A 19,026-nucleotide genomic window follows, 5' to 3' on the forward strand; every position below is an offset into this window, starting at 1 on the left:
ACCCAATATTTTGCGTGTTTTTTTTGAAAAAACATGGAAGCGCTTTCAGTAGAAAAGAATTAGTCACCATTTAACTTGCAATTGTTCACCAAAGGTTTCTTTAAATGACTCAGCTCACGTTACCAAAAAACTCACCTATGCTTAGCAAAGACTTTATCTATGGCGTCGCTACGGCTTCGTTTCAAATTGAAGGTTCTGCGGATAAGCGCCTCCCCTGCATCTGGGACACTTTTTGCGCAACCCCGGGGAAAATCGCCGATAATTCGAATGGTGAACGTGCGTGTGAACATGTCATAAAATGGCGTGAAGATATTGCTCTCATTGACTCTTTGGGAGTGGATGCTTATCGCCTCTCAATTTCTTGGCCACGAGTCATAACCTTAGACGGCACTTTAAATCATGATGGTGTAAAGTTTTATACCGATATACTAGATGAGTTAGCACGTCGTAATATAAAAGCCTTTGTGACGCTTTACCATTGGGATTTACCGCAACACTTGGAAGACAAAGGGGGATGGTTAAATCGAGAAACCGCCTTTGAATTTGAACGCTATGTTGATTTAATAAGTAAAGCATTTGGTAATAAGGTTTATTCATATGCGACATTGAATGAACCTTTCTGTAGTTCATACTTAGGCTATGAAATTGGTGTTCATGCTCCTGGAATAAAAGGCCGTGAATTTGGCCGAAAAGCAGCGCATCACCTATTACTTGCCCATGGATTAGCCATGAAGGTTCTGAATAAAAATAGCCCACACGCGCTCAATGGAATTGTACTTAACTTCACCCCTTGTTACCCGGTTACTCAAAGTGATGCCGATTTAGCTGCCACAGCATTTGCTGATGACTATATAAATCAATGGTACATGAAACCGGTAATGACCGGAGCGTACCCTGACATTATAGAGCAGTTACCTGAGGCTCATAAACCTGACATATTACCAGGGGATATGGAAACAATTGCTCAACCACTTGATTTTTTGGGTGTCAATTTTTACACGCGATTACACTATCAAGCGAGCGAAACTGATTATTATGAAGAAATGCCTCACCAAGCACCAATGACCGATATTGGCTGGGAGATATACCCAAAAGCGCTCACTGAATTATTAGTATCGCTGCATGAAAAATACCAGCTACCTCCTGTTTTTATTACTGAAAATGGGGCAGCTATGGATGACAAGATGATTAATTCAGAGGTTCATGATCAAGATAGAATTGATTATTATAATAGCCATCTAAACGCTGTGAACGACGCAATGGAGCAAGGTGTTACTGTCTCGGGGTATTTTGCATGGAGCTTAATGGATAATTTTGAATGGGCAGAAGGATACTCAAAACGTTTCGGTATTGTGTATGTCGACTATGTAACCCAGCAACGTGTTATTAAAGACAGTGGCAACGCATACAGTCACTTAATTAAAAACCGCTAATAATAAAGATACCAATAATGATAAAAAACACTCTGCCCTTACATGAAAAAATAGGCTACGCAATGGGTGATGCGGGCGCCAACTTAGTGTGGCGTGGCGCATTAGCCTACTTAGCCGTTTTTTATACTGACACGTTTGGTATTTCAGCGTCTGCCGCTGCCCTCCTTTTTCTAGTCGTACGTTTATCCGATGGTGTCACCGATATCATTATGGGAATGATAGCTGACCGCACGCAAACGCGACTAGGAAAATTTCGTCCTTGGATTTTGTGGTCGACGCCTTTTTTAGCGTTATTTATGGTACTGTGCTTTACCACCCCCAACATTAGCCCAGTCGCAAAACTAATATACGCCTATTTTACTTATATCGGACTCACATTAGCTTACACAGTAAGTAATGTCCCTTATTCAGCTTTAATGGGAGTCATGACAGGGGATGACCTAGAGCGGGCAAAACTCTCTGGATTCCGTTTTGCTGGAGCATTCACTGGTGGACTATTAGTGATGGGTTTTTTGCCGGATTTAGTTGCTTACTTTGGCCAAGGAAACAGTGCGCAAGGTTATCAATACACTATGTATTTATTCGCTGCTTTACTCACAATACTCATGCTGATCACCTTTGCCAGTACGAAAGAGCGCGTTCAACCCGCTTTAAAAAAACAGACCTCATTAAAATATGAGTTATTAGATTTAAGTAAGAGCTTACCTTTTATAGTGCTTCCATTATTAGCAACTACGTTGTTTTTTTATTATCGTGAACTTTATTCAGGCCTTTTCTTTGCAGTAACAATGGGCTTAATGACAATTGTCATTCGTAAATTGCTGTCTCAAGATCACAGTAAACTCAGTGGCTCTCAGCAGGATATGGTGGACTTATTAACCAATAAACCGTGGCTTATATTATTAGGCATGGGCTTTTTAACCATGATGTTTAATGGCATAAAGTACGGTGTGATTGCCTATTACTTTAAATATTATGTGGGTAATGAGCTGATGGCCGGACAATATTTTATTGCCTTGTTAGTTGTCTCTATCTTTGGGGCTTTACTAACGGGGAAGCTGGCTGAAATATTTGGAAAACGCACTTTATTTATTCTTTCATTAATTCTAAGCGCCCTGTTTACAATTGCCTTTTTCTGGCTACCAAGTGACAACATCCCGCTGATCTTTGCTCTTGGTTGTAGTGCCGAGTTCTTTGCAGCCATGATGCCTACCCTGTTTTTCTCGATGCTCGGTGATAGTGCTGATTATTCTGAGTGGAAAAATAACCGCCGTGCTACTGGCCTTATTTATTCTGCAGGTACATTTGTGCAAAAGACAGGCGGTGGATTCGCCGGTGCGCTTGTTTTAGTCGTACTCGCGGGCTACGGCTATAACGGTATGGATGAAACAACAATCGCTCAATCTTTAGAAGGTATGAAATTGCTTATGAGCTGGTTACCCGCAGCGTTTGCACTTTTAGCGGCCGCACTCATGCTCTTATATCCATTAACCACTGAGATGACAGAAAAAATTACAGAAGACTTGGCAATTAGACGTGCAAGTCTGTAAATTAATCTACAAAGGTATTTATTAAATTATCATTATGGCAACTATTTATCAGGTCTCTGAGCTTGCAGGTGTTTCTCTTTCAACCGTCTCTCGCGTGTTGAATGAAAACGACTATGTAAGTAAAAAAACAAAACAAAAAGTGCTTGATGCAATGAAACAGCTAGGCTATCAGCCTAACTCTATTGCTCGTTCTCTTGCTTCAAACTGTTCAAATAGTGTTGGCGTGTTAGTCTCAGAGCTCGACGGTCCGTTCTTTGGAGAAATGATGTCTGCCATTGAAGCCCAACTAAGAGCGGCAGGTAAGCATGTCATAATCACGCCGGGGCACAGTGAAGAAGACAAAGAAAAAAATGGTTTAGAATTTTTGATCTCTCGAAACTGTGACGCCATTATTGCCCATGTTGAGGCTGTTACTGATGATTATTTAGTTGAGCTAAATAAAGGAAAAACCCCTATTTTCTTAATCAGTCGATATGTTGAGCAAATGAAAGAAAACTGCATAAGCCTTGATAATGTCATGGGAGGCTATTTAGCAACCAAGCACCTACTAGACTTAGGGCACCGCGATATAACTTACATAGCAGGGCCCTTGTTTAAGCCAGATGCAGCGGACCGTCTGACAGGGCATAAAAAGGCTCTCAACGAATACAATATCCATTTTGATGAGCAATCTCTGTACGTTGGCGATTTTAAGGAAACGGGCGGATACAATGGTTTAAAGCATTTTTTTGAAAACAAAAAGCAATTTACTGCCATCGTGTGTGCTAATGACGAAATGGCGTCGGGCGTGATGAAATGTGCGCGAGAACATAATTTTGAACTTCCTAAAGATCTCGCAATTATTGGCTTCGATAATGTTCATTTTACAAGTTATTTGTACCCTACTCTCACGACGATTGACAATCCCGTTGAACAAATGGGGAAAATGGCCGCTAATTTAGTTTTAAGAGATATTTATAAACAAAATCGTGCCGATATAGAACATATCTTTTCGCCCAATCTTATGATGCGAGACTCAACGCCAAGGTCAAATTAACGGTAACCCCTTGAGAGTATTATCTAATATAAATAAGTAGAGCGTTGACAACGTCTTCGTTTCTACTTGTTACATTCAACTAATATCTAAATATGATAAAGGAGATGTTGGTGTTTATTGGTGAAGTATCAAAGAAGACACAATTAACTGTCAAAACAATCCGATTTTATGAAGAAAAAGGTCTAATACCAGTACCTCTAAGACAAGGAAAGTACCGTGTCTACACAGACGATCACGTTGAAATATTAAAGCTAATTTCTGAAGCTAAAACCCTAGGCGTCACATTGTCTGAACTTAAGGGATTAATTAAATTTAAGGATTCAAAGGCTAACTGGTCAGAAATTAGTGAGTTTTTAGTGATACTAAAAGAACGTCTAACAGAGCAAATAAACGCAACCGCAGCAAAAATTGCCAAAATAGATTCATGTATCAGTATAATCAATCAGCAAACACCTCTTGACTCTCCCCTTAACGAGAGAGTGTATGATGGACAAAAGGTCGCGATAACGAAATAAATCAAACCATTTTAAACAAACTGCTTATCCGTTTACTAATCGGTTAGTTTTTGAATTGGTATGTTTTTGAATAGATAAATTCGCTTTGTAGCCTACTCTTTCAGGCCCTTGCCTGCGTTGTTTATAAGTGATTTCTAACTATAAGGAATGACATGGAAAATTTAGCAAAAAACCTTTGGATCTTTAATGGCAAAAGTGTCACGTTTTTAGGCTTACCCTTTTCTACGCGTATGACCATAATCAAGCTTTCAAATAATGAGTTGTGGGTACACAGTCCTATCGAATTAACAGAGGCTTTGCAGCAGCAAGTAGATAGCTTAGGAAAAGTAACGTTTTTAATTGCACCTAACCACCTTCATCATTTGTTTTTACCACAATGGATAAATGCATACAGCGACGCTAAAGTTTATGGCACGCAAGAGCTTATAAAGAAACGCAATGACATTTCATTCAACGCATCATTAAATAATGAAACGTCATACCCTTGGTCACACGACATTGCACAGATATTATTCACCGGTTCAGCATTAATGGAGGAATGTGTCTTCTTTCATAAGCAATCTAACACCCTAATAGTCACCGATTTGGTTGAAAACTTTTCGGGTAACGATTTTAACTTTTGGCAAAAATGGCTGGCTAAAGGCGCAGGTATTTTAGCGCCAAAGGGAAAAACGCCGATAGACTGGCGCTTAAGCTTTATGTTTAATAAAACACAAGCGAGTAAACATATTAGAAAGATATTTGCCTGGGAGGCAGATATGCTAATTATGGCGCATGGTGAAATAATTAAGAAAGACGCAACAGACTTTTTGCGACAATCTTTTAACTGGTTGGTAAAAAATAAATAGCCGCAGCTACCCGTAATGCAATTTTGCCAAGACCCCATACAAGTACATTAATATTTCACATTATAAATATTTGCTAATAAACACTCTTTATAATGAAAGCCTATTGACTCTCCACCACAGGGGAGACTTTAAAATAACAATTATTTTCTACCCATGAGAGGTAATTGTGAAAAATATTATATTAGTAAATGGCAATCCTAAAAAGAACAGCTTTTCATCGTGTATTACTGATAAATATGCACAGGCAGTACGCAAGTCCGCGAACATTCGTATTTTTAATCTACCCGAAATGGATTTTGATCCAAATTTAATGTGTGGTTATGATGATGACCAACCGCTTGCGCCATGTTTAAAGTAATTTAGCAAATCTCTTCATTGGGCTTATTTGATCGCGCATTTTTACCGGGCTCAACTTTTAAATTTTAAAATAGCAACTTACTCCCGACTCAACTCCTCAAGGGAAAACTGCAAGAGTCATTCTTACAATGGACACACCCGCAGAGCTAGCTGCAGAATACGCTCAGTCATATTATCTGACGATGCCCAAAAACAACACTGGCTTAATGATATTATAAAACGGGGTTCACACTGTGACTAAAGGCTTATATTAAAAAGTACAGGCTATTATACTCTATGCTTAGCGTTGCTCTTATGAGGGAGCCCCGCTAAATATTCGCATATATTTAAACGGAATAATGATGGATTATATTAAAATTAATAAAGAGGCGTGGAACAACAAGACCCCATTGCACATCGCATCAAAATTTTACAATCTCCCCGCATTTATAGAAGGCCAAACGTCACTAAACCCCATAGAACTTTCACTTTTGGGTGATGTTAAAGGGAAGTCACTTCTGCATTTACAATGTCACTTTGGCCAAGATACTTTGTCTTGGGCAAGATTGGGGGCTAATGTAACTGGCGTTGACTTATCATCAACGGCTATCGAACAGGCAAATAAACTCAAAGACTCTCTTGCTTTAAATGCGCATTTCATTGAAAGTGATATTTACCAGTTCGGTCAGTTCAATGATACACAATACGATATTGTATTCACGTCTTATGGGGTGCTTAGCTGGCTGCCAAATTTAGATAACTGGGCACAGGTTATTGCCGATGCTTTGAAGGCTGGTGGTGAATTCTACTTAATTGAATTTCATCCTTTTCAAGGACTTTTTGATGGCTACAGTTACTTTCCTAAATCAACACCTGATATTGAAGAGGAAGGAACATACACCGAAAACTGCGATGGCACGAAATCCAAAACAGTCAGTTGGAGTCATTCAATAAGTGAAGTAATCAGCTCATTACTAAAAGCGGGATTAAGTATAGAAGCATACGATGAATACCCTTTCAGCCCTTATGATTGCTTTGATGGCCTAGAATATATTCCCCACGCTGGTTATCAACTATTACATAACGGGCAACAGGTTCCATTGGTTTTTTCAATCAAAGCCCGTAAGCGCTAATTAAATCTAGATAATTTTTAACAGAGGTATATATGGATATAAGTTTACTGAGTATTTTTATTTCTGTGGCACTAGCCCATTTCCTTGCTTTACTCAGCCCAGGGCCAGATTTCGTATTGGTAGTGAAAAGTGCTCTAAAAGGAAACCAAAAGAACGCTATTGGCGTCGCCCTCGGAATTGCGATAGCAAATGCAGTTTATATAGGGTTATGTTTGATTGGTGTGGGGGCAATTTTATCAACGTCTGTTGGCTTAATGATCGCACTTAAAGTGATTGGTGGGCTGTTTTTAATGTATATCGCTTTTCACGCGTTGAAAGCACCAAAGAGCGCTTACAATAATGTTGTTATCGCAGCTCACAGCTCGGTTGCGTTTTCGTTCACCTGCTTTTGTAAAGAGTTTGCGACTGGATTCCTCTCAGGCATTCTTAATCCAAAAAATCTCTTATTTTATCTGAGCTTGTTTACGGTCGCGCTCACTCCAGAGGTTAGCATTACCTTTAAGGTGATTTTAGGTGTGTGGATGACCCTGATTGTTTTTATATGGGATGTTGCCATTATTTACATGCTATCCAAACAAAGAGTCAGGGAAAAATTTGTTAAAGCGTCTTATTTTATAGATAAAGTTACAGGTGCTGTTCTCGGTGTGATTGGTTTTAATATTGTAAAATCAGTATGGTCAAAACAGTAATGTGATAAGTATTAATCATCGTTGCTGCCACTCGCAATATACGCAGTGTCAGCAACTATTATCAAAAGCGTAACCGCGTCATTATTTAAATAAGCCCTTTAGATGTTTACTATAAGTACGGCTTACTTTTAGTGTTTTTCCGTTGTGCAGTGTTGCCATGTACTCAGAGTTACGCAAGGGATCAAGCTGTTTTATATATTCTAGATTGATGATCGTCGATTTATGAATTCTCAAAAATGTCTCTGGCAAGGTATTGCTTTCAAGCTCTTTTAGTCTGGCTCGCATTACATAGGTTTCCGTTTCTGTGTGAACACACATGTAGTCACCCGCCGCATCAATCCATAGAATATCTGCAAAAGGTATTATTTGAATTGGGCTTTTTGCATCTCTAATAACCAAGTTTTCATCGTCAAACTTATAATCTGACTGCGCTGATTTTTCAAATATTGATTCTTCTGCTTTGTCTATTTCTTGTTGTACTTCTATTAATTCACTTTTTTGGTATAGCTTTACATTATTAACCACTCTGTCTATGGCCTCTGTTAGCCTAGTGAGTTTGACTGGTTTTAATAAGTAATCAATTGCCCTGACTTCAAAAGCCCGCACTGCATGTTGATGAAATGCAGTGACAAAAATAACAGCAGGACAGGTTTCAGGTTGAAAATGTTTTATTAATTCAAAGCCAGACTTTGATGGCATTTCAATATCTAAGAAAATTAAATCTACTTCATGTTCATTCAGAAACTGAATTGCGTCATCCACACTGCTTGCACTGCCTATGACGTTAATCTCAGCAAATTCTTCTAACCTAATACGTAGGCCTTCAATTGCACTATACTCGTCGTCAACTAATAACGTTTTTAACTGAATCATTTAATAAGACCATTAATTGGCAATGTCATACATACCCAAGCTCCACCAGATGAATGATTGCCTTTTTCTATCCGCTGAGCTTTACCATAAATTAATTTCAAACGTTGCTCGCAGTTTGCCAAGCCTATTCCACGTTTAGTACTCTCATTATGTGTGAAGCCTTTGCCTGTGTCTGAAACCTTTATTATTAGGGTGTTTTTACTCTTTTCAATTACGATTGTTATAGCCATTGTTTTATCAGCTGCCATACCGTGCTTGAGTGCATTTTCAACTAATGGCTGAATTAGCATAGAGGGAATAAGTAGCTCACTACACCCTTCTTCAACTGAGATATTGACAGATAGTTTATCGGCAAAACGACACTTCTCGATGTCTAAATATGTACGAAGAATAGCGATTTCTTCTTTAATTGTGACTTTTTCGAGCGGGTCGGTATACAAACTGTGTCGCAATAAATCACATAACTTTTCAAGCATTTTAACGGCTTCTAAGCTTTCCTTTTTTAGGATTAATGTACAAATCGCATTGATACTATTAAACATAAAATGAGGATTAAGCTGGTAACGAAGCATTTTTAGCTGGGACTCTTTTGCTAAATGTGTTGCCTCAGCCGCTTTTTGTGTTTGTTCTAAGTTATCTAAATAAATCTTAATACCATAATAAAAGGCAGTCCATGTCGACAACATTGTCAATGAGGCGGATGTCCAAGTACCAAAATCAAACCAGCTCATTGGCAGCCAAAAGTTACCATAGAACCATTGTAAAGTGACCCACTTTATTTGGGTCCAAATTAAGGTTGCAGAGATAACGACCACGATATGCAATGCAACTTTTAACTTAAATTCGAGTAAACTAAGATAGGTGAAAACCTTTCTTAGAAAAAGAGTAATTAAAAAGCCAAAGCACGTATCAATTATCAGATGAGGGATGTGAATAGCCCATGGTTCATTACTGGGAACTTTGATCATGAGTTCGGTCAGAATCGCGTAAACTAGCCAACCGCAAATTTGAAATAACCAAAATAACTGGCTACGAGGGTTCGATGTATTCAAATCATTTATCCAAAAAGCAAAGCAGTCGGACTATCAACCCCACTGCTTTGCTCCAAATTTAATTACTGCATTTTACCACAACAGCATCACTGTTAGGTTTAATCGTTAAACCAATGTCTGCGAAGGCGATACTCGCTTCGTTTGCTTCAACTTTCAAAACCTCAGTTATCGCTTTAGACTCAGTACCCTCAACGTTACAGCTTAACGGTATTGCTAAGGTATGCCATTTTTTATCACTCAGTATCGCATCAAATGAAGAAAAACTAACCTTCCTTAAACACTGTTTCTGAGAACACATAACCTGTAAATCTGTATGTTCACCGGGTGACTTATTAATTCGCATCTTCAGTGTTAAGTAACCTGACTGATACATCTCACTCATTTTTTCTGGTTTTTGATACGCTAAAGCAAATGTCGCTTTATCTGTTCCAGAACGCCAAATAAATTGTCGCGCATCTTCTTGATAAGATAAATTCACCGATTGCATCAACAAACTCATACCATCAGTACTTGTAGCCGATGAATTTTTGGTAATGACTTTATCAGTTTGGCCAGCTTGAAGAGTCCACACTAAGTTGTCAGATAAACTTCTTACAAACAACGCTTTCGAATCTGTACTTGCCACTTTCCTCGGTGTCGTTTTTTCGGTTAACACAGGTAAGTTAACCGTATCATCGTATGTTAAACCATAACCATACTCAAATAATGGTTGGTAATTTTCGTCGCCAATATTTAACGAATATTGGTTATCATATTTTGGCCAAGAAAAACTCAATTTCCCTGTGAAATCATACTGAATAGCGCCTTTTTCATTGGTTAATAAAATATCAGCAATACCTTCACCTTCTGACCCCGGTAACCACGCAGCCACAAAAGCATCTGATGCATTCAGCTCTTTATTTACCCAAAGTGGACGACCCGTTAAAAATACAGTAACAACGGGAATACCTTTTGCCTTAAGCGTCTTCAATAATGCTAAATCTTTTTTGGTTTCATATTGATACTCTAGGTACTCAATGTCACCAAACCATTCGGCATAAGGTTCTTCACCGATTACGACAATCGCGACATCAGGCTTAACAGAATAATCGCCAAATTCAGCAAACTCAACGTCACCACCCGCCTTTTCAATTTGTGATTTTAGACCCGCAAAGATAGAGGTTGCATTGGGGAAGTCATCATTGGTGTTGTCCGTTCCCTGCCATGAGACACTCCATCCACCAGCTTGCTTAGCAATATTGTCAGCACCGTTTCCGGCAACGAGAACGCGACTTTTAGCATTAATTGGCAGTACATTATTGTTATTTTTAAGTAGTACAAGAGACTTTCGCACTGCCTCTCGGGCTAACTCTCGATGTGGTTGAGCACCTAACCATTCAGGGTGTTGCGACTCAGGTCGTAATGAAGGTTTACCCTTTGCAAACACTCCCCATCTAATTTTAGCTCTCAGAAAACGTCTAACCGCATCATTTATTCTAGCCTCTGGTATCACACCTTCTTTCGCTTGCTTAACCGTATTATGATAAAAAGCTTCAAAGTGTTCAGGCACCATTATGACATCAACACCCGCATTTATGGCAGCAGCACATTGCTCAAGATCGCACCCTTCAACAAATTTATGCGCATTCCAGTCGCTAACAACGAAACCATCAAAGCCCATTTGGTTTTTCAGTACCTCTGTTAATAAATACTTATCACCGTGGACGCGTTGACCATTCCAACTATTAAAAGAGGCCATGACCGACTGCACACCCTCATTAATGGCTGAAAAATAGCCCGGACTATGAATTACTTTTAATCCTTGCTCGTCGATAATGGTGTTGCCACGGTCTATACCGCGCTCTGTACCACCGTCACCAACAAAGTGTTTGGCTGTTGCAATTCGCTTGGTCTTTTTCAAAAAGTCGTTGCCGATTTCTCCTTGGATACCAATCACCATCTCTGCAGCATATTCTTTTACTAAATCTGGGTTTTCAGAATAACTTTCATACGTTCTCCCCCAACGGTCATCCCTTACTACAGCAACGGTTGGTGCAAAGCTCCATTCAATTCCTGTTGCTGCAACTTCTTTAGCTGTCGCTTGACCGATTCGCTTAATCAAATCAGTATCTCTAGCTGCGCCAAGTCCAATATTATGTGGAAACAACGTTGCGCCATAAACATTACTGTGGCCATGCATGGCATCGGTACCCCAAATAGTCGGAATAGCAATACCATCGACAGATGCGTCCATTGAAGCGAGATACATCTCATCAGCGTACTTTAACCACATGTCCATTGAAGCACGTTTATTGCCATAAGGGGCCGTGTTCCCACCATTTAAATATGAACCGAAGCCATATTTACGCATTTGCTCAACCGTTAAATAGCCAATCTCTGGCTGAACCATTTGTGCTACTTTTTGCTCAATTGTCATCGTGGCTAGCAGTTTATCTATATGCTTTTCAACTGCAGGATCGCGTTTTAGTTTCGTATTAACATTTGGCCATTTTACACTGCCCGTTTCTACACCATACGACAATGGGCTATGAACAACGCCGGTTAAAAAGAGTGGGCAAAACAGTAACTTTAAAAATTTAAATTTAGACATCAAAAACCTATAAAAACAATTAATTACAGAGAAAATCAACGCGGTATGTATTCAATAAAATCGTAATATACCCAAGATGAAGCGCCATAATATTGACCTGGGAAATAATTTGCCTCGACAGAATTATCACCATGCCAATGATTAATCATAATTTTGCTATTATCGACGGGCCACGCGTAAGCTGGAATTTCATTCTCTGCTAAATGACCATCTCCGTTTTCTTTATACACCGTTCGGATCGTTTGCTCATGGCCATTGGCATCGAATAAATACCAGCGAATGGCATTGCTTGACCAATCAAAGCCAATAGTCAGCAAGTTTTCTCGGTAATCTAGCCCATACTGACTTAAGTCAATATCCTTTTCCCAACTTTGGTATTGACCACCTTGCGGTTGGTAAATCACATTTGTATGAACAACATTACCTAACGAAGGAAGCAATTCAATATCAATTTCTTGCCACGCTCGTCCAGGGCTATCCCACCACGATGTATAGGTAAAAATTGATGAAACAGTGCCCGCCACGTTGCCAGATTTTAATCTTCCCTGAACTTTACCGTACCCATAAAAATGGTTGCTTTGTAGTTCTGAACATGAGCCTTGTGCTAATGACAACGTTAAACCATGCTCACTGGGATTTAGTAAATCAGTTTTAAATGCGCAACCAAAGGGTGTGCCATTACTGCCAGTACGTGCAGTCCAAACAGAGCTATCATATCCCCATGAAAAATTATCTTTAAAATAATTAGCATTCGCGTGGGTAGCGACTAAAGTTGTGCAGCCCAATAATGCACTAAGAAACAGTTTTTTCATTGTTATGCCTTAAATAATTTGGCTCCCATATTAAAAATATGGGAGCGTAAAATAGAGGGGTTAGAATGAAAATCCAGCTCTTATACCATAATACCTAGGCATGCCAAAGCTGCCCTTAGGAATACCCTTGCTGGTATTGTTCCAGTATTGAATCGTCTCATCAGATGCATTATTGATGAACATTTCTGCATACCAGTTTTTCTCTTTTGGCTCATATTTTAAAGAGGCATTGTATACAGCAAAGGCATCGCGGCTATCGTCTATGTATTTAGTTGCTTCGTCTGAAACTGCAAAATCCATATCATCCAAATGCTTATCGAGATTCCACACGGTTGTATACGCTTTATCTTTCCAGCTGGCATTAAACCAACCATGAATAAATCCATATTCACCCAAATCAAAGGTATGTGTATAACTAATGTTAGCCGTGTATTTTGGCGTCATTGCTAAGTTATTACCTCTAAGGTTAGTCGTTAGCAATGTATTTTCAGGGTCTTTAGATTCTTCATAAGAAATATTAAACAAATACTCAGAATCATAATCCCATTTAGTGTGCCAATCTTCCGTAATTTTTGCCTCAGTCCAGGTCACATAACCAGTAATTCGCCCATTTGGATAGGGTTTCCAGTCAAATTCAAACTCAAGACCTTTAATCGTAGAGCCCGGAACGTTTTGAGTATAATAAGCAATTACAGGCTGATTCTGATAATCAAGAATTGGCTGACCATCTTCACCGATTACAGGTGCCCCATCCTCATCTTCAACAACAGACAAGCGCTCAACATTACCAATTGATCCCACTGACGCATATTGCATATCTGTATAATCTGTATAGAAAAATGCAGCTTTTAGGTTCAATGAATTATCAAAAAAGCTAGACTTTGCGCCGAATTCCCAGGTCAGCACTTCTTCGGGATCAAATTTTGTTTCAAACCGAGTTACTTCACCCGTTCTATCATTAACCACTTCGTAAACATCACCAATACCACCCGCTTTAAATCCGCTTGCAAGGTAGGCATAGAGCATTGTTTCTTCGGAGATGTCATAATCTAAGCCAACACGAAAATCATGATGCTGCCAACTTCCTTTATTGTCGTTTTCAAAGTACGACGCATAAATAGACGGATCTTCATAATAATCGACAGGTTGATTGTTAAGCTCTGTTCTATTTAACCAACCAACAGCACAGCCATCAGCATTTGAACAACGATAGGTACGACCGCCTTTATCCTGCTTCGTTTCATCACTAAAGCGATAACCAAATGTCGCATGCAACTTTTCAGTTAATTTATAAGTGCCTTGGCCAAACAAAGCATACGCATCTGTTGAACGGTCTGGCTGGTCCCAAAATGCTTTATCATCCATTGGATTATCGTAATAACCAACTGTGGTTGTTTTTTCATGAAAATAATTGGCACCCACAATCCAAATAAAGTCGCCGTATTCATCTGATTGCAGTTGTAATTCTGTAGAAAATGATTCTGCTCCGGTGCCATCTAGGAAATAAGTAGCGCCATCCCAAGGGTCTAAACCAACTTCGCTATCTTGTGCTGAAGACCTTTCCATATCTTCATATCCCACTAACCACACCAGATCATATTGATCATTTATGGTGTAGTTAAAGGTATTACGAAGGTATGTTATGTCTAGATTCAACTTTCCTGGCACATTAACTACGGCTTGATACGTGTTATCACTCGGTAGGAAATTCGTACAATCACCTCCCATTTCAGCGGGTCTTCCACGTAACTTATCGCAGTTAACTAAATCAAGGTTATTATTACTATCGTTTACATATTTTTGGAAAACGGTGTGGTTTGAAAAATTGCCATCCAACGGCTCCCAAAGTGTACTTATACGGAAAGAATATTCATCTGCATTATTATAAAAATCACTTTTATCTGCAGCTGTTAACTGACGAACTTTTTGAGCCTCAGGATCGGTTCCTGCGCCATCAATCCACCAGTTTTCTCTTTGTGTCACTGTTTGTCCAACACCCTGGTATGAATCTTCAGAGATTACAGGGGCATTTAAAACCTCATCAGAAAGTCGGCGCGTGTCATATTGGTTAGGGTCATAGTAACCCTCAAGGTAAGAGTCACGCTTGAGGCCTTTAGCTGAAAAACGAACTGCAAACTCTTCAGTTACTGGAATATTGATAAGGCCATCAATACTGCGGCTATTAAACTTGCCCGCTTCAATATTCAACTGCCCATATTGGTTTTCAAATTCAGGCTTGGCGGAAATCACATTGATACTTCCCACTGTCGAGTTTCGGCCAAATAAAGTACCTTGTGGTCCACGAAGCGCCTCAACACGGTCAATATCATACATCAGCGCAAGTGCACCTTGCATTCTTGGTGAATAAATACCATCTAAATGAACACCAACAGCAGGGTCCCCTAACTCAGTTAAGTTAGTTGAACGCACGCCTCGCATTGAAATAACAGGAGCAGATTGATCCGTTGCTGTAGAAATATCTAAGCTAGGCACCAAGTTCGCTATATCCTTTATGTTATTTACACCATTTTTTTTAAGCTCAGCCTCTGTAAGTGCAGTGATGGCCACCGGTGTTTCCATCAATTTGGTTTTACGTTTTGTTGCCGTTACTGAGATAATTTCTAACCCACTATTCTGCTGTTCAACGTCTTTAGATTTTGAATCTTGCTGATCATTATTTTGTGCATATACCGGTAATGAGCATGCTAATGCGACAGCGATAGCAACAGCTTTTTTATTTATTGTGTGCATATTCGACCTTTTTAATGTGTGTTCTAGTGTTAAAGTCTTTACGTTTAATTAACAGTATCTAAAGGAGCATTTTTCATTACTAGTCAAATTCGGCAAAGCGAGTTTCAAACAATACAAAGCGAGACTGGATTCAGATAAAAGAGGGTTAGCGACAGAATTTAGGTTTTCTAACGCGTAAAAAAAAGGGGGATAAACGGGGCCTTTGGGCTTTTAATCATTGCGAAATATTCCTAACAATTTTATTAAAAACCCAACGTTTTGACGTTACTTAAGTTGATTGAGAATGAGTTTTTCGGTGTGGCTCAATAAGTCAACCCCGCCTATTTCACCGTGTCCGGGAACCACTATTCGTAATTTTTGGTAATCATTCTTCAACTGCTGAGTAATTTTCAGCCATGAATGAATATCTCCATGGGCTATATTCCCTACAGAGTTAGACTGTAATGCACGAACCGCACAGCCTGCGTATAAGATACGTTTATCTGGTAACCATACCATTATATTATCCATCGCATGACCTGGGCCTGGGAAAAACACATTCAATGAGCCAAATTTCACCTGTGCACCGACTGTCGCAAGTTCGGCTATCACATTGTTTGGCACAGCAGTCCCTTGCTCTATTGTCAATTGCTGCGTCAAAGGGTGAGAATACACTTTAATACCACGCGCTTCTAATACATCAACCCCTGAAGCTCGGTCTGCATGTGCATGAGTGACAAGTGCCTTGGTTATCGGCAAGTTTATTTCTGTGTTAATGACGCTTAATAACTGTTGTGTTTGTAACTCTCCCCACGCCGTGTCGATCAGGGTTAAACTTTGCCCCTCCCTGACAATCAAACCATTTGAAGGGAATGTTGTCCCGTTAGGATAAACATAAAAAGAGGTATGCAACCAAACGCCTTCATCTATTTTCGTGATAAAGACTTCATTCTCAGCGTGTATATTCGCTAAACTACTTTGAGTAAATACACCGCAAACAACAAAAAATAATACACCCAATATCCTTTTAAATATCATCATAATTCCTAATCTTCTTGACGTTATAATATTATAATTTTTTACGTGATCGTTTTGTACCAAAAACAACGCTAATTTTAAAAGTGGACTCAATTTACTCGATACGAATGCTCGCCCTAGTTCAGCCTCTGATAGCAGTGATTAAAAACGGGTGCATCGGCCCTTTATTCCCTGCTTTTAATTCTGCCAACTCGTTTAAGCGTATATTCTACTTACACGGTTACTTTTCGATGTTGTATATTTGCAACAAGAGGCTAAGCTTTATATACATAACAAATGCTTAGAAAAAATATGAAATTATTAGTAATGCTCTTTTTTTTCTTCTCTACTCAAGTGGTTGCAATGCTTACACCCGTGACCTATGAAAAAGATGGAGAAGTCATTACCAAAAATGCGGTACGCTACAAAGACGGCTATGGTTACAACGTAAATGCCGAACATGTATTAAGGCTTGTTACTCTTGATTGGCCACCCTATATCGATGAACACCTATGTAACAAAGGCTGGCTTTACCAGTTTACAATTCAATCTTTGCTTAAAAAAGGCTATGGCGTCTATATCGGCTTCTACCCATGGGCACGGGCAGTAAGGGAGGCAGAGCTTGGCAAAGCAGACATCCTTTTTCCTGAATACTTTATTGAAAGCACGGTTATTTCAGATAACTTTTTAGACAAGACACGCAACGAGTTATTAGCTCTCAGCCAACCGATTCCTGGTGGGGATCTCTCATTTGTTGCCTTGAAAGGAAACCAAATTCGTTTTAATGGCGACCTAAACTCTGTTAAAGACCAGGTGATTGGCGTTGTCAGATCTTACAAAAACACTCAGCAACTTGATGAAATGATTGATAATAAACAAATTGACACCATCGTTGCAAACAATGAGTACCAACTTATCCACCTACTACTAAGCAATCGCGTTAGTCTCATTGTTGCAGATCTTGAAGTGCTTAAAGCCAGTGTTTATAAATCAGAGTTATCGATTAATGGCAAAAGACAAATCATTGAATCATTGGTTGCGCTTGAACCAAAACTTGAATATAAGCCCCTCTATTTTTCTATTAGTAAATCAACACCGCACTGGCAAAAAGTACTGAAAGATTTAAATGACGAGATCAAGCAAAAACGACAAAGCGGCCAATTTGAAAACTTCATTAAAAAGATGAAACAGCAATGCTATGGAGTCGAAAAAGCGGCATAAATGCCGCTTATTGAGATATTTATTCGGGCACTCTTACCCACCCTTCCATGAGTACTCGCGCACTGCGGCTCATACTGGCTTTTGTTACTTGCCAATCTTCACCAACTCGTTCTGCTGCGGCTCCCACTTTTAACGTACCCGATGGGTGCCCAAAATTTACTTCATGGCGCTGTCCGCCACCTGCAGCTTGATTTACTAAGGTGCCGGGTATCGCAGCTGCTGTGCCAATAGCAACCGCTGCCGTGCCCATCATGGCATGATGCAGTTTACCCATCGACATAGCACGAACGAGTAAATCAATACTGTCGGCTGTTACTTCTTTTCCACTGGATGCATGATAGCTTTTAGCGGGTGCAACCCACGCGACTTTGGGTGTATGCTGGCGTGATTTAGCTTCCTCTACGTGCTGAATTAAACCCATTTTTAACGCACCATAGGCACGAATTGTTTCTAGCTTTTCAAGGACTGAAGCATCACTATTGATAGCATCTTGAAGCTCAGTACCGTCATAACCGATTTCACTGGCATTAATAAATACAGTAGGAATACCCGCATTAATCATGGTCGCAGATAGCACCCCAACGCCCGGAACGTCGAGTTCATCAACGAGATTACCCGTTGGGAATAACGCGCCTTCACCATCAGCCGGATCCATAAACTCAAGCTTTACTTCGGCTGCAGGGAATGTCACACCATCTAGTTCAAAATCACCTGTTTCTTGAACTTCACCATGGGTAATGGGGACATGTACAATGATGGTTTTACTAATATTTACTTGCCAAACTTTAACTTCTACAACGCCGTTATCTGGAATCTTGCTGGCATCAACCAAACCATTACTCACCGCAAATGCGCCCACTGCAGAGGTTAAGTTACCGCAGTTACCACTCCAATCAACGAATGCCTTATCGATAGCAACTTGACCAAAAAGATAATCAACATCGTGATCGTCCTTGCGGCTCTTCGATAAAATAACGGTTTTACTGGTGCTTGATGTAGCTCCCCCCATACCATCCGTTTGTTTACCGTATGGATCTGGGCTACCAATAACACGCAGAAGTAAATTATCGCGTGCTTCACCTGCCTCTTGGGCAGGTTCAGGTAAATCAGTTAAATTAAAGAACACCCCTTTACTGGTGCCGCCACGCATATAAGTAGCAGGCACTTTAATTTGTGGTTTAAAGGCCATAA

16 protein-coding genes are annotated in these 19,026 nt (G+C 39.7%); 9 read left to right on the top strand and 7 right to left on the bottom strand.

What is annotated here, in order from left to right; all coding sequences use genetic code 11:
* The first annotated feature begins 104 nt into the window (after nucleotides 1-104).
* From BM378_RS13370 to BM378_RS13405, 8 genes are all read left to right on the top strand, one after another.
* Entirely contained in the window at nucleotides 105-1,433 is a 1,329-nt protein-coding gene (locus tag BM378_RS13370; RefSeq protein WP_074989377.1) for a GH1 family beta-glucosidase, read from the top strand.
* 17 nt (nucleotides 1,434-1,450) lie between these two features.
* Nucleotides 1,451-2,983 (top strand): MFS transporter, encoded by a 1,533-nt coding sequence (locus BM378_RS13375; RefSeq protein ID WP_036968049.1) that lies wholly within the window; start codon nucleotides 1,451-1,453, stop codon nucleotides 2,981-2,983.
* Between the two features lie 34 nt (nucleotides 2,984-3,017).
* Nucleotides 3,018-4,019, top strand: coding sequence for a LacI family DNA-binding transcriptional regulator (locus tag BM378_RS13380; protein WP_036968046.1), 1,002 nt, complete (start codon nucleotides 3,018-3,020; stop codon nucleotides 4,017-4,019).
* Nucleotides 4,020-4,129: 110 nt separating this feature from the next.
* Nucleotides 4,130-4,534, top strand: a complete 405-nt coding sequence (locus BM378_RS13385) for a MerR family transcriptional regulator (protein WP_065978471.1) — start codon at nucleotides 4,130-4,132, stop codon at nucleotides 4,532-4,534.
* 152 nt (nucleotides 4,535-4,686) lie between these two features.
* A complete protein-coding gene (locus tag BM378_RS13390; protein WP_036968043.1) occupies nucleotides 4,687-5,382 on the top strand; it encodes a DUF4336 domain-containing protein in 696 nt (231 codons plus the stop codon).
* Nucleotides 5,383-5,548: 166 nt separating this feature from the next.
* On the top strand, nucleotides 5,549-5,740 hold the full coding sequence (locus BM378_RS20540) for an NADPH-dependent FMN reductase family protein (protein WP_074989379.1): 192 nt from the start codon (nucleotides 5,549-5,551) through the stop codon (nucleotides 5,738-5,740).
* Nucleotides 5,741-6,080: 340 nt separating this feature from the next.
* Nucleotides 6,081-6,851, top strand: coding sequence for a class I SAM-dependent methyltransferase (locus BM378_RS13400; RefSeq protein ID WP_074989380.1), 771 nt, complete (start codon nucleotides 6,081-6,083; stop codon nucleotides 6,849-6,851).
* Nucleotides 6,852-6,883: 32 nt separating this feature from the next.
* Complete coding sequence (locus BM378_RS13405) at nucleotides 6,884-7,540, top strand: LysE family translocator (RefSeq protein WP_074989381.1); 657 nt, start codon at nucleotides 6,884-6,886, stop codon at nucleotides 7,538-7,540.
* 81 nt (nucleotides 7,541-7,621) lie between these two features.
* On the opposite strand, the gene BM378_RS13410 is transcribed toward BM378_RS13405, so the two are convergent.
* The 6 genes from BM378_RS13410 to bla all read right to left on the bottom strand — a co-directional run bounded on the left by BM378_RS13410 (nucleotide 7,622) and on the right by bla (nucleotide 16,635).
* Complete coding sequence (locus BM378_RS13410) at nucleotides 7,622-8,413, bottom strand: LytR/AlgR family response regulator transcription factor (protein ID WP_074989382.1); 792 nt, start codon at nucleotides 8,411-8,413, stop codon at nucleotides 7,622-7,624.
* Nucleotides 8,410-9,465, bottom strand: a complete 1,056-nt coding sequence (locus tag BM378_RS13415) for a sensor histidine kinase (RefSeq protein ID WP_227006816.1) — start codon at nucleotides 9,463-9,465, stop codon at nucleotides 8,410-8,412. Before BM378_RS13415 ends, BM378_RS13410 begins: the two co-directional genes overlap by 4 nt.
* Nucleotides 9,466-9,523: 58 nt before the next feature.
* Nucleotides 9,524-12,055, bottom strand: a complete 2,532-nt coding sequence (locus BM378_RS13420; protein ID WP_074989383.1) for a glycoside hydrolase family 3 protein — start codon at nucleotides 12,053-12,055, stop codon at nucleotides 9,524-9,526.
* A 35-nt stretch (nucleotides 12,056-12,090) separates the two neighbouring features.
* Nucleotides 12,091-12,867 carry a family 16 glycosylhydrolase gene (locus BM378_RS13425; protein WP_074989384.1) on the bottom strand — a complete coding sequence of 259 codons (777 nt, stop codon included), beginning with the start codon at nucleotides 12,865-12,867 and terminating at the stop codon, nucleotides 12,091-12,093.
* Between the two features lie 60 nt (nucleotides 12,868-12,927).
* On the bottom strand, nucleotides 12,928-15,618 hold the full coding sequence (locus tag BM378_RS13430) for a TonB-dependent receptor (RefSeq protein ID WP_074989385.1): 2,691 nt from the start codon (nucleotides 15,616-15,618) through the stop codon (nucleotides 12,928-12,930).
* Between the two features lie 264 nt (nucleotides 15,619-15,882).
* Nucleotides 15,883-16,635: a subclass B1 metallo-beta-lactamase gene (gene bla / locus BM378_RS13435; protein ID WP_218158195.1), complete on the bottom strand. Its 753-nt coding sequence runs from the start codon at nucleotides 16,633-16,635 to the stop codon at nucleotides 15,883-15,885.
* Between the two features lie 291 nt (nucleotides 16,636-16,926).
* On the opposite strand from bla, the gene BM378_RS13440 reads away from it, so the two are divergent.
* On the top strand, nucleotides 16,927-17,835 hold the full coding sequence (locus BM378_RS13440; protein WP_036968026.1) for a substrate-binding periplasmic protein: 909 nt from the start codon (nucleotides 16,927-16,929) through the stop codon (nucleotides 17,833-17,835).
* Between the two features lie 19 nt (nucleotides 17,836-17,854).
* Here the strand turns inward: BM378_RS13440 and prpF are convergent, their stop codons facing one another.
* Nucleotides 17,855-19,024 (bottom strand): 2-methylaconitate cis-trans isomerase PrpF, encoded by a 1,170-nt coding sequence (gene prpF, locus BM378_RS13445; protein WP_036968023.1) that lies wholly within the window; start codon nucleotides 19,022-19,024, stop codon nucleotides 17,855-17,857.
* Nucleotides 19,025-19,026 lie beyond the last annotated feature (2 nt).

The sequence above is a fragment of the Pseudoalteromonas lipolytica genome (assembly GCF_900116435.1).
GTDB classification, from domain to species: Bacteria; Pseudomonadota; Gammaproteobacteria; order Enterobacterales; family Alteromonadaceae; genus Pseudoalteromonas; species Pseudoalteromonas lipolytica.

What these genes read in the sequence shown, in the direction of transcription:
- BM378_RS13400 (WP_074989380.1), top strand. Translation starts at nt 6,081, where the DNA reads ATGGATTATATTAAAATTAATAAAGAGGCGTGGAACAACAAGACCCCA.
- BM378_RS13410 (WP_074989382.1), bottom strand. Translation starts at nt 8,413, where the DNA reads ATGATTCAGTTAAAAACGTTATTAGTTGACGACGAGTATAGTGCAATT.
- BM378_RS13370 (WP_074989377.1), top strand. Translation starts at nt 105, where the DNA reads ATGACTCAGCTCACGTTACCAAAAAACTCACCTATGCTTAGCAAAGAC.
- BM378_RS13375 (WP_036968049.1), top strand. Translation starts at nt 1,451, where the DNA reads ATGATAAAAAACACTCTGCCCTTACATGAAAAAATAGGCTACGCAATG.
- BM378_RS13405 (WP_074989381.1), top strand. Translation starts at nt 6,884, where the DNA reads ATGGATATAAGTTTACTGAGTATTTTTATTTCTGTGGCACTAGCCCAT.
- prpF (WP_036968023.1), bottom strand. Translation starts at nt 19,024, where the DNA reads ATGGCCTTTAAACCACAAATTAAAGTGCCTGCTACTTATATGCGTGGC.
- BM378_RS13390 (WP_036968043.1), top strand. Translation starts at nt 4,687, where the DNA reads ATGGAAAATTTAGCAAAAAACCTTTGGATCTTTAATGGCAAAAGTGTC.
- BM378_RS13425 (WP_074989384.1), bottom strand. Translation starts at nt 12,867, where the DNA reads ATGAAAAAACTGTTTCTTAGTGCATTATTGGGCTGCACAACTTTAGTC.
- BM378_RS13380 (WP_036968046.1), top strand. Translation starts at nt 3,018, where the DNA reads ATGGCAACTATTTATCAGGTCTCTGAGCTTGCAGGTGTTTCTCTTTCA.
- BM378_RS13420 (WP_074989383.1), bottom strand. Translation starts at nt 12,055, where the DNA reads ATGTCTAAATTTAAATTTTTAAAGTTACTGTTTTGCCCACTCTTTTTA.
- BM378_RS13440 (WP_036968026.1), top strand. Translation starts at nt 16,927, where the DNA reads ATGAAATTATTAGTAATGCTCTTTTTTTTCTTCTCTACTCAAGTGGTT.
- BM378_RS13430 (WP_074989385.1), bottom strand. Translation starts at nt 15,618, where the DNA reads ATGCACACAATAAATAAAAAAGCTGTTGCTATCGCTGTCGCATTAGCA.
- bla (WP_218158195.1), bottom strand. Translation starts at nt 16,635, where the DNA reads ATGATATTTAAAAGGATATTGGGTGTATTATTTTTTGTTGTTTGCGGT.